Raw genomic sequence first — 14,784 nt, forward strand, 5'->3', positions numbered from 1 at the left:
TGACATCTTAAAAAAAGTCTCAAACTGCGGATCATAATACCCAGTATTTGGATATCGAAGGTGAAACACTGCTAAAAATATATTACAATAAACTTGCCAGAAAAATGTGCGTACTATTCCGGTTGGAATGTGTAAAATTCATAATTAATTTTCCACTTTACTTCCTGTCCGGGTTCGGCAGCCAATTTAATATAAGGTTCCGGGCATGACGTTGTGGGGCAGGCCCAATAAACGAGTTTTTCAAGTGGATGGTCAGAAGTCATTCTTACGCCGGCACCGGTTTTCGTATTTTCGATACGGATATCATAATCCTTGGCAACGGGGCCAAATCCTTTCAGGCCACTGCTAAACACCTGGTCTCCTTTCTGAATCTGGCGGCTGTAATTCAGCGTTTTTCCGTTAACATTAATGATACTTCCAAAACCTTGTCCTTCCCCAATTACATCAAAAGGAAAGACTATTCTGATATTCTGATTTGAAGGTTCATTGTCGATCATAACAAAATTATGATCGTATACACTCGTAGAAATACTCTTGGAACCGGTATTTTTCAGGGTATGTTCTAAAACCATATCGGGTTTCCCTTTTACCAGCCGAACCGTCTTTTTATATAAATAGGAATAGCCCGCTCCATCTTTTAATTCGTGTGTAAATTCTACAAGGTCTTTCTTTTTATTAACCGTCCATTTACCGGCATTTTTAATATCATAAGTCGTTGCAAACGAATACTTCTTGTCATTCGGTTTAACGAGTGTACCTACACCGATTTTAAGAAATTCCTCTCCAATTTTCGCTTCATCAAAACCAAGTGGTGTAAATTCTTCAACCGGTCCTGATATTGCATCATGAAGTTTCGGGTCGTACTTTGGAAACCATTGTCCAAAATAGCTATGACCCTTGTAAGTAAGGCTGGGAACAACTCCTGCCCAATCAAAGCGGGTGCCGCGATAATATCCATTTTCAGGGTCAGGCAAATACAGCTTTGCATCAATGATGCCATTTGTGATCTCTGTCTCCGGGAAGTCAGCAAGCTTGAATGCACTGAAAATCAAGCAAATTGACGCAAGAATAATGGTGATATTTTTTTTCATGACAAAAAACAAATTGGCGATGGATAAGGAATCCGCCACTGAGTTATATTTAGGAAATGCCTGTACAGCTCCGTACTGCAGTGTATAAAGTTTCGGCATCAAAGCCTCTACTCAAAATTAGCCAACAGCACAAAAAAAGGACAGTGTATATTAATGCAAAGCACTAAACACACTGTCCGTTAATATGCTGAGGTTTAATACTAGGAAATCCCTTTGAAAGCGTCTTCGTTTATAAACGGCTGATTACGTAATCTTTGTTTTGTAGCTTTATAAAAAGCATTGGCAACAGCTCCGCCTGCCGGAGGTAGAGCTGGCTCCCCAAGACCCGTAGGAGAAATACCATTGTCGACAAAATGTACATCGACCTCGGGAATTTCATTCATCCTGATCAAACGGAAACCGTTAAAATTATTCTGGTCGGGAGCACCTTCTTTGAAAGTCATGTTACCAAACATGGCATGTCCCAGTCCATCAACAACTCCTCCTCTTACCTGTTGCAACGATCCGCTTTTGTTGATAACAATTCCGCAGTCAACCGCCGCTATAATGTTTTTCAATGACGGTTTTCCTTTCGTAATGACCACTTCGCCAACTTGTGCGACGTATGATCTGTGTGAAAAATAGACGCTGAATCCCTGGTAAACACCTTTTTTCTTTCCCCAATTACTTTTTTCAGCAGCCAGCTTAATGACTGCGATCATCCTGTCAATGTCATACTTAATTTCGCCGGCAGGAGACTTTTTAGCTTTTTCAAGCAACGCAAGTCTGAATTCAACCGGGTCTTTGCCTGCCGCTTCGGCCACTTCATCCAGAAATGATTGCTCGGCGTAGGCCAGGAAATTGGTGATAGGCGCTCTCCACGGACCTGTGGTAATCGGCGATTTATGTTCCACAGAATCGATCAAAAGATTATCGACTGCTCCCGATGGAAAGTTATCCTCCCTTGTCGAGTTTCCTGAATTCATACCGACGCCGCGCAGTTTATAACCGATGAGCTCTCCGCTCTTATCGAGTGCCGCTTCAAAACGGTATCTGACAGCCGGGCGATATATTCCACCTGTCATGTCATCTTCTCTTGTCCAGATTACTTTCACCGGTGCCTTTACCAGTCGTGAGACATTTGCTGCCTCCAATACAAAGTCGGCTGCCAGGCGTCGACCGAATCCCCCACCTTGCCTTGTGATTTCCACGGTTACTTTTTCCGGTGCCATTCCTAACAACTTGGCAACTTCGGTACGCGCTCTCTCGGGTGTCTGAGTAGGACCAACCAGCTCAACGCCATCTTCCCGCACGTGTGCAAAGAAATTCATGGGCTCCAATGGGCTGTGAGGCAAAAACGGGCATTGATACTCTGACTTGATAACTTTCGCCGCGTTTTTAAAGGCAGCTTCAACATCACCGTCCTTCCTTCGAACAGTAGCTTCTCCGTTATCCAGCAGCTGCTTAAAAATACGATTATGGTCTTCCGAACTTTCCAGATCGGCTGCCTTTTCGTACTCAATTTTCAATACATCTTTCGCCTTTTTTACCTGCCAGGTAGACTTTCCAACAACAGCAACACTGTTATCAAAAGTAACGACATCCACAATCCCCGGCATGGCTTTTGCAGCCTCGGCATTCACTGATTTCAGCTTCAGACCGAAGGCCTTTGGCCTTTGGATCACCGCAAACAACATGCCTTCCCGATAAACATCCAGTCCAAAAAGTGGTTTACCAGTGGCTATATTATTATTGTCAACATTCCGGACCGACTGCCCTATCAGCTTGAAATCTTTTTCTGATTTGAGTTTTACTTCTTTCGGAGCAGTAAGTTTTGACGCAGCCTCAGCTAACTCTCCATAAGAAAGTGACTTGCCAGAACCTTTATGTAATACCTTTCCATTTTCTGTTGTACATTCAGCAACAGGCACTTTCCAGCCAGCCGCCGCAGCTTCTATCAAAAGATGCCTGGCGGTAGCACCCGCCTTTCTAAGACGTTCCCATGAGTGAGGCACCGCACCACTTCCTCCTGTAACCTGTCTTTCAAATATCCCGGTATCCAGATTTCCCTGAACTGTTTTTACCTGCTTCCAGTCTGCGTCCAGCTCCTCAGCCACGACCATTGGGAAAGCGGTTTTAATCCCTTGTCCGATTTCAGGATTGGGGGAAACAATTGTAATTATATTGTCAGTACCAATAGACAAATAGCTATTGAATGTAATAGAGCCAGCCGCAATTTTTTTAGCGTCTACTACCACAGGAAGTGCAGTAGAGTTTGACCAGTTGAATCCTAGAAAAAGCCCTCCGCCCGCAGCAGCGGCAATCTTCATAAAACTCCGCCTGGAAGTTTGTTCTAATGTCTGCATGATCAGTTGGGTTTAGAGGCTGCTACTTTTACCGCTTCACGAATCCTGTGATAGGTCCCGCACCTGCAAATGTTTCCACTCATACCAGAAACAATCTCTTCATCCGTTGGTTTGGGCTTTTCTTTGAGCAGAGCCGCGGCGGTCATAATCTGACCTGCCTGGCAATACCCGCATTGAGCCACATCTACTTCGTCCCAGGCTTTTTGAACAGGATGATCCCCTTTTTCGGATAATCCTTCAATGGTTGTAACCTTTGCCTTTCCAACCGCCGAAACAGGCAATACGCAGGACCGGACGGCTTTCCCATCGAGATGAACTGTGCAAGCACCGCATTGGGCGATCCCACATCCATACTTTGTGCCAACCAGGCCGAGGTTGTCACGCAACACCCACAAAAGCGGAGTATCACCCTCAACATCAGTGTCGTATGCACGATTGTTAATTGTAAGTTTTAATAATGCCATGGTGAGTGATTGATTATAGCTTTACTATATTTTACAAGTTACAAAAAATATGATAATCCGGGTCAGATCAAAACGTTTTTCCGAACAAATAAGAATTGATTATCAGCATATTGTATCACGCCTCACCACCAGGGCCTCCAAAGCTGATAGGGAAATTAAATGTAGGTTCGTTGTCTTGAGAACTTTGTATCGGCCCATACTGATCCTCATATTTATTTATATTATCCTTTAAAGCTGCTATTAAACGTTTGGCGTGTTCAGGGGTAATGATGATGCGCGCTTTCACTTTTGCACGGGGAACACCAGGCATAAGCCTGATAAAATCCAGAATAAATTCGCTGTTAGAGTGAGCAATCATAGCCAGATTGGAATAAACACCTTCAGCCATTTCTTCAGACAGCTCTACATTGATCTGTTGTTCGTTTTCCTTGTTATCGTTTTCCATTGTTGGTTTTTTAATAGCCTCAGCTATTTTTTGCAATCGGCTTTCATCGGGGAAATTACTAAAAATAAACAGCATCAAAAAGCACCGGGCCGGTTCCGCATGTGCAGAACCGGCCCGATTTATCAGCCAAAATGAATTTCGCCTATACCAGCTCTCGTTTCTTCCGTGACTGTTTTTCACGGGAATCCGCAAGCGCATCGTATTCCTCTTTTGAGCCTACGATCAGGTTTTCGTATTGACGCATTCCTGTACCAGCAGGGATCAAATGTCCAACAATAACGTTTTCTTTCAATCCTTTCAGTTCATCACGTTTTCCACGAACAGCCGCTTCGCTAAGCACTTTGGTTGTTTCCTGGAATGAAGCCGCAGAAACAAAGCTTTCAGTACCCAGAGATGCTTGTGTGATACCCATCAAAGTAGGTTTTGCCACAGCAGCTTGTGCGTCACGCGCAGTTACCAATTTCAAGTCACGACGTTTAAGGCTTGAGTTTTCATCACGCAAACGACGAACTGAAATGATCATACCTGGTTTCAGTGTTTCGGAGCTACCTGCATCTTCAACCACTTTCATATCCAGAATCTTGTCATTTTCTTCACGGAATACAACGCGGTCAACCGGCTGCATTTCAAGGAAGTTGGTATCACCCGCATCCAGAATCTCGACTTTCTGCATCATCTGACGAACGATACATTCGATGTGCTTATCGTTGATCTTCACACCTTGCAGACGATATACCTCCTGAATTTCATTCACAAGATATTCCTGTACAGCAGTAGGCCCTTTGATCGACAGAATGTCAGCAGGCGTAATTGCACCATCCGACAATGGATCACCGGCTCTTACAAAGTCACCATCCTGAACAAGGATGTGTTTTGAAAGTGCAACCATGTAACGACGCTGCGTTCCATCTCTCGATTCGATATGAATCTCACGGTTACCACGTTTCACACCACCGTATGATACTACACCGTCGATTTCCGAAACGGTAGCAGGGTTAGATGGGTTACGAGCTTCGAAAAGTTCGGTTACACGTGGCAAACCTCCCGTAATATCCCTGGTTTTTCCAACAACACGAGGTATTTTAGCCAAAGGCTGACCTGCTTTGATGTTAGTACCGCTCTTCACTACAAGACGAGCTCCAACAGGAAGGTTATAACCTTTTTCAGTCTGATCCTTCAACAGCGTACTTTTACCTTTTACCACGATAGCGGGGTTTTTGGTTTTATCACGCGTTTCAATGATCACTGACTCCTGGAAGCCTGTTTGCTCATCAAATTCTTCACGGTAAGTAATACCTTCTTCAATTGCATCGAAAGATACTGCTCCGGTAAATTCCGAAAGGATTACTGCGTGATATGGATCCCATGTACAAAGCTCCTGACCTTTGAAAACTTTCTCGCCGTCTTTTACCAGAAGGTGAGCACCGTAAGGCACATTGTTCGATATCAGCAATTGTCCGGTTTCAGGGTTAGTAATTTTAACTTCACCTGAACGGCCCATCACTACTGTTACTTCGTCACCTTCTGAATTAACAGATTGTACCAGACGAAGGTCTTCAAAACCGATCACACCGTCGAATTTCGCTTTGATGTTTGCTTCAACAGAAATGTTGGAAGCAGTACCACCCACGTGGAATGTACGAAGTGTCAGCTGAGTACCTGGCTCACCGATAGACTGAGATGCAATTACACCTACAGCTTCACCAATGTTAACCATGTGCGCAGAAGCCAGCGAACGTCCGTAGCATTTCGCACAAACACCATTACGTGTTTCGCAAGTCAGTACCGAACGGATTTCAACTGTTTCAATACTTGTTTCGTCGATGTATGCAGCGATTTCTTCTGTAATTTCCTGACCGGAAGTCAAGATGATTTCGCCTGATAATGGATCGAATACATCGTGAACGCTCACACGTCCAAGAATACGCTCGGAAAGTGGCTCAACGATATCTTCGTTGTCCTTCAAAGCAGAGATTGCAATACCGCGAAGCGATCCGCAATCTTCTTCAACAACCACAACATCCTGCGCAACGTCATGCAAACGACGGGTCAGGTAACCTGCATCAGCAGTTTTCAAAGCTGTATCTGCAAGACCTTTACGTGCACCGTGGGTTGAGATAAAGTACTCAAGAACGTCGAGACCTTCTTTAAAGTTAGAAAGGATCGGGTTTTCGATAATTTCACCTGCACCACCAGCGATATTTTTCTGAGGTTTCGCCATAAGACCCCTCATTCCTCCCAGCTGACGGATTTGCTCGCGCGAACCACGCGCACCTGAGTGCATCATCATATAAATTGAGTTGAATCCACCCTGATCTGTCTCAAGTTGTTTCATCAACGTTTCTGTGATACGTGAGTTAACACGTGTCCAGATGTCAATAACCTGGTTGTAACGTTCGTTTTCGGTGATAAGACCCATCAAATAGTTGCTCCAAACGTTTTCAACGTCTGCTTTAGCTTGTTCGATCAGTTTTTCTTTTTCTTCCGGAACCATCACGTCATTCAATCCCATTGACAAACCGCCTTTGAAGGCCATTTGGAAACCAAGCTCTTTGATCTCATCAAGGAATTGCGCTGTGCGGGCAACACCAGCCATTTTGAATACAAGCCCAATGATTTGCTGCAATTTCTTCTTAGTCAGCAATTCATTGATATAACCTACTTCAGCTGGAACCGCCTGGTTGAACAAAATACGTCCGGCTACTGTATCGATCAATTTGGTCTCAAAAGAACCATCATCGTTACGTACTCTCAAACGGCACTTGATATTAGCGTGTTTTGAAAGCTTGCCTTCGTTTATAGCGATGATCACCTCATCTGGTCCGTAAAATATCTTCCCTTCTCCAACAATAGGATACTCAGGAGTACTCACACGACCCTTGGTTACATAATAAAGACCCAAAACCATGTCCTGAGATGGTACCGTGATAGGCGCACCGTTGGCAGGGTTGAGAATATTATGGGAAGAAAGCATCAACATAGAAGCTTCCAAAACTGCTTCCTGACCCAATGGCACGTGAACGGCCATCTGGTCACCGTCAAAGTCAGCGTTGAATGCAGTACAAACCAATGGGTGCAGCTGAATTGCTTTTCCTTCGATCAGCTTTGGCTGGAATGCCTGGATACCCAAACGGTGAAGTGTCGGAGCCCGGTTGAGCAGAACAGGATGTCCTTTCAACACGTTTTCCAAAATATCCCAGATCACAGGATCCTTGCGGTCTACGATCTTTTTCGCTGATTTTACCGTCTTAACGATTCCACGCTCGATCAGCTTACGGATAATAAACGGCTTGAATAACTCAGCCGCCATATCTTTTGGCAATCCGCACTCATGCAACTTCAATTCAGGACCAACAACAATTACCGAACGACCTGAATAATCGACACGCTTACCAAGCAAGTTTTGACGGAAACGTCCTTGCTTACCTTTCAACATGTCAGAAAGTGATTTCAATGCACGGTTACCTTCTGAACGTACGGCGTTTACTTTACGGCTGTTATCGAAAAGTGAGTCAACCGCTTCTTGCAACATACGTTTTTCATTACGCAAGATTACCTCAGGAGCTTTGATCTCTATCAGACGCTTCAGACGGTTGTTCCGAATGATTACACGACGATAAAGGTCATTCAAATCGGATGTCGCAAAACGACCACCGTCCAGAGGCACAAGCGGACGAAGTTCCGGTGGAATCACAGGTACCATTTTGATCACCATCCACTCAGGACGGTTTTCGATACGGGTGTTTGCATCACGAAACGCTTCAACAACTTTCAGACGCTTTAAAGCTTCTGCCTTGCGTTGTTGAGATGTATCCGTTGCTGCCTGGTGACGAAGTTCGTAAGAAAGCTCATCCAGTTTGATCCGGTTCAAAAGCATTTCCAGCGCATCGGCTCCCATTTTCGCGATAAACTTATTTGGATCCGTGTCCGGAAGCATTTGGTTTTCGCGTGGCAGTTTATCGATGATATCAAGATATTCATCCTCGGTAAGGAAGTCAAGATAGCTTACGCCATCTTCTTCTTTTACACCTGGCTGAACTACTGCATACCGCTCGTAATAGATAATCTGATCCAGTTTTTTGGTAGATAGCCCCAGCAAATACCCGATTTTGTTAGGCAAGCTGCGGAAATACCAGATATGAGCAACAGGAACAACAAGCTCAATGTGTCCCATACGCTCACGACGTACCTTTTTCTCAGTCACTTCCACGCCACAACGGTCGCAGATAATGCCTTTGTAACGGATACGTTTGTATTTACCACAATGGCATTCCCAGTCTTTAACAGGGCCGAAAATCCGTTCACAGAACAATCCACCCATTTCCGGTTTATAAGTCCGGTAGTTGATGGTTTCAGGCTGGGTTACTTCACCAAAAGAGCTTTCAAGAATGGACTCAGGTGATGCCAGACTGATCGTCATTCTGGAAAAATCACTATTTAGTTTTTTGTTCTTTTTGAAAGACATAATTAAAAAGTCGTTTGTCTATAAGTCGAAACTCAATTTTTTATTGCATTTCTGGCGCCTTTCGGCGCCACGACTATAAATTAGTCCAGCGTAATCTCCAAAGCCAATCCACGAAGCTCGTGGACAAGTACGTTGAAGGACTCCGGAATATTCGGTTTCGGAAGGTTTTCACCTTTCACGATTGCTTCGTATGCTTTGGCACGACCTACCACGTCATCAGATTTTACAGTAAGGATTTCTTGAAGAATATGGGATGCACCAAACGCTTCCAGTGCCCAAACCTCCATCTCTCCGAACCTCTGACCTCCGAATTGTGCTTTACCACCCAAAGGTTGCTGCGTGATAAGCGAATACGGTCCGATCGAACGGGCGTGCATCTTATCGTCGACAAGGTGACCCAGCTTCATCATATACATCAAACCAACAGTAACTGGCTGGTCAAACTGCTCTCCGCTCAATCCATTGTAGAGATAAGTACGTCCCCAATCCGGCAAACCAGCTTCTTTCAATTCAGCTGCTACTTCTGCTTCTGTGGCTCCATCAAAAATCGGAGTTGCATATCTGCGACCCAATTTCAAACCAGCCCAGGCAAGAATAGTTTCGTAAATCTGACCGATGTTCATACGAGAAGGTACCCCAAGTGGGTTCAACACGATATCAACCGGCGTTCCGTCTTCAAGGAATGGCATATCTTCGTCGCGAACAATACGGGCAACAACCCCCTTGTTACCGTGACGACCCGCCATTTTATCCCCAACTTTCAATTTACGTTTCTTAGCGATATATACTTTTGCCAGTTTAACGATACCTGCCGGAAGCTCATCTCCAACCTCAAGAGCAAAACGATCACGCTTGAAGCGGCCCATCAATTCGCTACGGGCATTCAGGTAATTTTTCAGAACCAAAGATACCTGTGCATTTGTATCAGCATCCTCAGTCCATGAATCCGTCAATACATCACCGATAAGGTTTACCTCCTCGGCAACCGCATACTGGCTTTCATCGCGGTATGGGTTATTCGCAGGGAAAAGGTTTTCGGAGATATTTCTCACGTTGAACTTCATCCCTTTCGAAATCAACTCATCTCCAAATTTATGTTTTACACCTTGTGTAGTTTTGCCATCCACCAGCTCAACCAGCTTTTCGATGATACGTCCGCGAAGCTGAGTCAGCTCACGGCTATATTTCTTCATCAAAAGACGTAATTCATCTTTGTGTTTAGCACGCTCTTCCTTAGTTGGGCGAGAGAAAAGCTTTGTATCGATAACAACACCTTTCATTGACGGCGGTGCTTTTTTGGAAGCATCTTTCACGTCACCAGCCTTATCTCCAAAGATGGCACGAAGAAGTTTTTCTTCCGGGGTAGGATCCGACTCTCCTTTTGGAGTGATCTTACCAATCAGAATATCACCTTCTTTTACCTCAGTACCAACTTGTACGATACCGTTTTCATCAAGGTTTTTAACAGTTTCCTCACTTACGTTAGGAATCTCAGCAGTTAATTCTTCTTCTCCACGTTTAGTATCCCGAACCTCAAGTTCAAACTCCTCAATGTGAATAGAAGTAAAGATATCGTCACGGACAACTTTTTCAGAAATCACAATCGCATCCTCAAAGTTGTATCCCTGCCATGGCATGAAAGCAACCAAAAGGTTACGTCCAAGTGCCAATTCTCCACCTTCTGTGCCATATCCCTGGCAAAGTGCCTCACCTTTTGAAACCTTCTGGCCTTTTAAAACCATTGGTTGAAGGTTAAGACAGGTATCCTGGTTGGTACGACGGAATTTCACTAAATCGTAAGAAACGCTGTCATCGATAAAGCTTACCAAACGATCTGCATCTGTACGATCATATTTCACAACGATTTTAGTCGCATCTACATATTCGATCACACCGTCGCCTTCTGCAACAACCAGTGCACGTGAATCCATTGCTACACGCTTTTCAAGACCTGTTCCAACGATAGGAGCCTGTGGGCGCAACAATGGAACACCTTGACGCTGCATGTTCGACCCCATCAGGGCACGGTTAGCATCATCATGCTCCAGGAAAGGAATCAACGAAGCTGCAACCGATACAATTTGGTTAGCCGCAACGTCCATGTAAGATGCTTGTGAAGGATCTACCATCGGGAAATCTCCCTCAAAACGTGTCTTGATTTTCTCTACTGTAAAGTTTCCGTCTTTATCGACAGATGCGTTTGCCTGTGCGATATATTTGGAATCTTCTTCCTCAGCAGTCATATAGATAAGCTCATTAGTAAGCTTACCCGAACCATCGATAACGCGATATGGAGTTTCGATGAAACCCATTCCGTTTACTTTGGCGAAAACGCAAAGTGAAGAAATCAAACCAATGTTCGGTCCCTCAGGAGTTTCAATCGTACACAGACGCCCGTAGTGCGTGTAGTGAACGTCACGAACCTCAAAACCAGCTCTTTCACGAGAAAGACCACCAGGCCCAAGTGCCGACATACGACGTTTGTGCGTGATTTCAGCCAATGGATTGGTTTGATCCATAAACTGAGACAACTGGTTTGTACCAAAGAAAGAGTTGATCACCGAAGACAAAGTCCGCGCGTTGATCAGATCAACAGGCTTGAAATCTTCGTTATCACGTACGTTCATACGCTCCTTAATAGTACGCGCCATACGAGCAAGACCTACACCAAACTGAGCATAAAGTTGCTCTCCAACGGTACGAACACGACGGTTTGACAAGTGGTCAATATCATCCACTACTGCCTTTGCATTGATCAAACCGATCAAATATTTCACGATGGAAACGATATCGCCAGTAGTCAATACACGAACGTCAAGACTGGTATCAGATCCTAATTTTTTGTTGATCCGGTAACGGCCAACGTCACCAAGGTCATAACGTTTGTCACTGAAGAACAAGCTTTGAATTACATCACGTGCTGTTTGTTCGTCCGGTGCTTCTGCGTTACGCAGCTGGCGGTAAATTTGCTCAACGGCTTCTTTGTCCGAGTTTGAGCTATCTTTTTGTAACGTATTATAAATGATATTATAATCCGCCACATTCATATCCTCTTTATGCAGAATAACAGATTTCTGTCCAGACTCCACAATCACTTCGATATCATCAGGAGATATGGTTGAATCACGCTCCAGCAAAACTTCGTTACGCTGAATCGAAACAACCTCTCCTGTATCTTCATCCACGAAATCCTCTGTCCAGGTGCGAAGAACCCTCGCAGCCAAACGACGGCCAACAGCTTTTTTCAGGTTAGCAGGAGTGGCACTGATTTCTTCAGACAAACCGAACAAGTCGAGAATATCTTTGTCAGAACCAAAACCGATTGCTCTTAAAAGTGTTGTAACCGGGAATTTTTTCTTACGGTCGATGTACGCATACATCACATTATTCACATCTGTTGAGAATTCAATCCATGAACCCTTGAAAGGAATAATCCGCGCAGAATATAATTTAGAACCATTTGTATGCTTGCTCATGGAGAAGAATACCCCTGGTGAACGGTGCAATTGCGAAACGATAACACGCTCAGCACCATTGATTACGAAAGAACCTCTTTCGGTCATGTAAGGAATATTTCCCAAGAAAACTTCCTGCTCAATGGTTTCAAATTCCTCATGATCCGCATCATTGCAGATCAATCGCAATTTTGCTTTTAGTGGCACTGCGTAAGTCAGACCACGGTCTATGGATTCATCGACAGAATACTTTGGTGGTTCAAGGAGGTAATCGATGAACTCCAGCACGAAATTGTCGCGCGAATCCGCAATTGGAAAGTTTTCAGCGAAAACTTTGTACAATCCTTCCCCTGATCTATCTTCGACCGACGTATCCAGACTGAAAAAATCCCGGAACGATTGTACCTGAATTCCTAAAAGATCCGGATAATCGATGATCTGATTAATCCTTGAGAAATTTTTTCTAGGTGTTGCTTTAAGTGTAGCCAAGGCTATGTTTGATTTGGGTTAGCAGAAAAACTAATGCGTTGAAGTAACCTTTACTATACGCATGGTATTAATTAGTTTTAACCTAATCTAATGCCTCGTAGAAGAAAAAATAACCGCCCCTTTTCTATCTTTTCTACGAGTAAAGAAGTGTTTCGGACAGATTATTTAAAGAAGGTAGATAATGACCACAGTAGTGGACTATCTTATTTAACGTCAAAAAGAACGTTTTCGTTTGGTATATATGCAAAATAGGAAAAGACCTGACGAGTGCCAGGCCTATTCATTCGAATTATAGGTTGTTGTTGAGCAGCAAATTACTTCACTTCAACTTCTGCACCTGCTTCTTCAAGTTGTTTTTTCAAAGCTTCTGCTTCGTCCTTAGCAACTCCCTCTTTTACAGGTTTAGGAGCACCGTCAACAAGTTCTTTCGCTTCTTTCAGCCCAAGACCAGTAAGGTCTTTAACCAATTTCACGACCGCAAGCTTGCTTGCACCAGCTGATTTCAAAATCACATCAAAAGATGTTTTTTCTTCAGCAGCAGGAGCATCTGAGCCACCGCCAGCGGCAGGACCTGCTACCATAACTGCACCAGCAGCCGCAGGCTCAATACCGTACTCGTCTTTAAGAATTGTAGCCAATTCGTTCACTTCTTTAACCGTTAGGTTAACAAGCTGTTCTGCGAAAGCTTTCAAATCTGCCATTTTTATTTAGATTTTTTTGATTATACAATAAGATGATTTTTAAAAGCTCCTATTTTTTAATTACCCGGAGAGCTAAGCCTGGCTATCTAATTAGTCTTCTTTCTCAGATAAAGTTTTCAGTATACCAGCCAATTTGTTTCCGCCGCTTGAAAGAGCACCGATAACATTTTTAGCAGGCGATTGCAACAATCCGATCACTTCTCCAATCAATTCTTGTTTCGATTTAAGAGAGATAAGAACGTCAAGCTGGCTTTCACCAACGAAGATCGCAGTGTCAACAGAAGCTCCTTTAAATTTAAGCTTGTCACTACCTGACTTCTTTTTGAATTCTTTGATCAATTGTGCAGGCACTTTACCTGACTCCGGGTGAAACATTACTCCGGAAAATCCTTTCAACACTTCGTCAAAAGAGGAATAGTCCGTATCTAATGTTTCTAGTGCTTTCTTAATCAATGTATTCTTCACAACACGATACTCGATACCACGTTCGAAGCAAAGGCCTCTTAGTGTATTTACCTCGCCTACGGACATTCCGTTTGCGCTGGTAATATAGAAGTATGGAGTGCTAGCGAATTTTTGACTCAATTCGTCTATAATTACTGCTTTCTCTTCCCGTGTCATATTATAATCCTGGAATCGTATTTTTATCAATAGTAACACCCGGGCTCATCGTGCTTGACAAGTGAATGCTCTTTACGTAAGTACCTTTTGCCGAAGATGGTTTAAGGCGAACCAAAGTATTGATAACTTCCTGAGCATTCTGAACAAGCTGTTCATTTCCGAAGGAAACTTTACCAACACTTGTATGAATAATTCCAGTTTTGTCAACCTTGAAATCAATCTTACCTGCTTTCACTTCCTTCACAGCTTTCGCCACGTCCGGAGTTACCGTTCCTGATTTAGGGTTTGGCATCAATCCACGAGGGCCTAATACCTTACCTAACCGTCCCACTTTTGCCATTACACTTGGCATTGTGATGATAACATCTATGTCAGTCCAGCCTTGTTCTATCTTTTGGATATACTCATCAAGACCAACATAATCTGCTCCTGCCTCTTTCGCTTCTGCCTCCTTGTCAGGAGTACACAAAACCAATACACGAACTTCCTTTCCGGTTCCGTGTGGCAATGTCACCACGCCACGTACCATTTGATCTGCTTTCCGAGGGTCAACGCCCAAGCGAACGTCTATATCGACGGAAGAATCAAATTTGGTATAAGAAATCGTCTTAAGTACATCCGCTGCCTGTTCAAGGGAATAGGCTTGATTTGCGTCAAATTTCGAAAGCGCCTCTTTTTGCTTTTTGGTCAATTTTCCCATGTTCTTTG

Annotated in this window: 9 protein-coding genes; all 9 read right to left on the bottom strand. The window is 43.8% G+C overall.

The window, feature by feature from the left end:
- Window positions 1–113: 113 nt before the first annotated feature.
- The 9 genes from FBF61_RS24155 to rplA all read right to left on the bottom strand — a co-directional run bounded on the left by FBF61_RS24155 (window position 114) and on the right by rplA (window position 14,776).
- The gene (locus tag FBF61_RS24155; RefSeq protein ID WP_138482169.1) at window positions 114–1,091 is read right to left on the bottom strand and encodes a hypothetical protein; all 978 of its coding nucleotides are present in this window, start codon (window positions 1,089–1,091) and stop codon (window positions 114–116) included.
- A gap of 200 nt (window positions 1,092–1,291) precedes the next feature.
- Window positions 1,292–3,436, bottom strand: coding sequence for a xanthine dehydrogenase family protein molybdopterin-binding subunit (locus FBF61_RS24160; RefSeq protein WP_138482171.1), 2,145 nt, complete (start codon window positions 3,434–3,436; stop codon window positions 1,292–1,294).
- Window positions 3,437–3,438: 2 nt separating this feature from the next.
- Complete coding sequence (locus FBF61_RS24165; protein WP_138482173.1) at window positions 3,439–3,900, bottom strand: (2Fe-2S)-binding protein; 462 nt, start codon at window positions 3,898–3,900, stop codon at window positions 3,439–3,441.
- A 115-nt stretch (window positions 3,901–4,015) separates the two neighbouring features.
- Complete coding sequence (locus FBF61_RS24170; protein ID WP_138482765.1) at window positions 4,016–4,345, bottom strand: DUF3467 domain-containing protein; 330 nt, start codon at window positions 4,343–4,345, stop codon at window positions 4,016–4,018.
- A 142-nt stretch (window positions 4,346–4,487) separates the two neighbouring features.
- Window positions 4,488–8,810 carry a DNA-directed RNA polymerase subunit beta' gene (rpoC, locus tag FBF61_RS24175; RefSeq protein WP_138482175.1) on the bottom strand — a complete coding sequence of 1,441 codons (4,323 nt, stop codon included), beginning with the start codon at window positions 8,808–8,810 and terminating at the stop codon, window positions 4,488–4,490.
- An 80-nt stretch (window positions 8,811–8,890) separates the two neighbouring features.
- Complete coding sequence (gene rpoB / locus FBF61_RS24180; RefSeq protein ID WP_138482177.1) at window positions 8,891–12,754, bottom strand: DNA-directed RNA polymerase subunit beta; 3,864 nt, start codon at window positions 12,752–12,754, stop codon at window positions 8,891–8,893.
- Between the two features lie 314 nt (window positions 12,755–13,068).
- A complete protein-coding gene (gene rplL / locus FBF61_RS24185; RefSeq protein ID WP_031528319.1) occupies window positions 13,069–13,455 on the bottom strand; it encodes a 50S ribosomal protein L7/L12 in 387 nt (128 codons plus the stop codon).
- 90 nt (window positions 13,456–13,545) lie between these two features.
- The gene (rplJ, locus tag FBF61_RS24190) at window positions 13,546–14,076 is read right to left on the bottom strand and encodes a 50S ribosomal protein L10 (protein ID WP_138482179.1); all 531 of its coding nucleotides are present in this window, start codon (window positions 14,074–14,076) and stop codon (window positions 13,546–13,548) included.
- A gap of 1 nt (window position 14,077) precedes the next feature.
- Window positions 14,078–14,776, bottom strand: coding sequence for a 50S ribosomal protein L1 (gene rplA / locus FBF61_RS24195; RefSeq protein ID WP_138482181.1), 699 nt, complete (start codon window positions 14,774–14,776; stop codon window positions 14,078–14,080).
- Window positions 14,777–14,784: the final 8 nt, after the last annotated feature.

Origin of the sequence: Dyadobacter bucti (genome assembly GCF_005869225.1) — a bacterium.
GTDB classification, from domain to species: domain Bacteria; phylum Bacteroidota; class Bacteroidia; order Cytophagales; family Spirosomataceae; genus Dyadobacter; species Dyadobacter bucti.

What these genes read in the sequence shown, in the direction of transcription:
- FBF61_RS24155 (WP_138482169.1), bottom strand. Translation starts at nt 1,091, where the DNA reads ATGAAAAAAAATATCACCATTATTCTTGCGTCAATTTGCTTGATTTTC.
- FBF61_RS24160 (WP_138482171.1), bottom strand. Translation starts at nt 3,436, where the DNA reads ATGCAGACATTAGAACAAACTTCCAGGCGGAGTTTTATGAAGATTGCC.
- FBF61_RS24165 (WP_138482173.1), bottom strand. Translation starts at nt 3,900, where the DNA reads ATGGCATTATTAAAACTTACAATTAACAATCGTGCATACGACACTGAT.
- FBF61_RS24170 (WP_138482765.1), bottom strand. Translation starts at nt 4,345, where the DNA reads ATGGAAAACGATAACAAGGAAAACGAACAACAGATCAATGTAGAGCTG.
- rpoC (WP_138482175.1), bottom strand. Translation starts at nt 8,810, where the DNA reads ATGTCTTTCAAAAAGAACAAAAAACTAAATAGTGATTTTTCCAGAATG.
- rplL (WP_031528319.1), bottom strand. Translation starts at nt 13,455, where the DNA reads ATGGCAGATTTGAAAGCTTTCGCAGAACAGCTTGTTAACCTAACGGTT.
- rplJ (WP_138482179.1), bottom strand. Translation starts at nt 14,076, where the DNA reads ATGACACGGGAAGAGAAAGCAGTAATTATAGACGAATTGAGTCAAAAA.
- rplA (WP_138482181.1), bottom strand. Translation starts at nt 14,776, where the DNA reads ATGGGAAAATTGACCAAAAAGCAAAAAGAGGCGCTTTCGAAATTTGAC.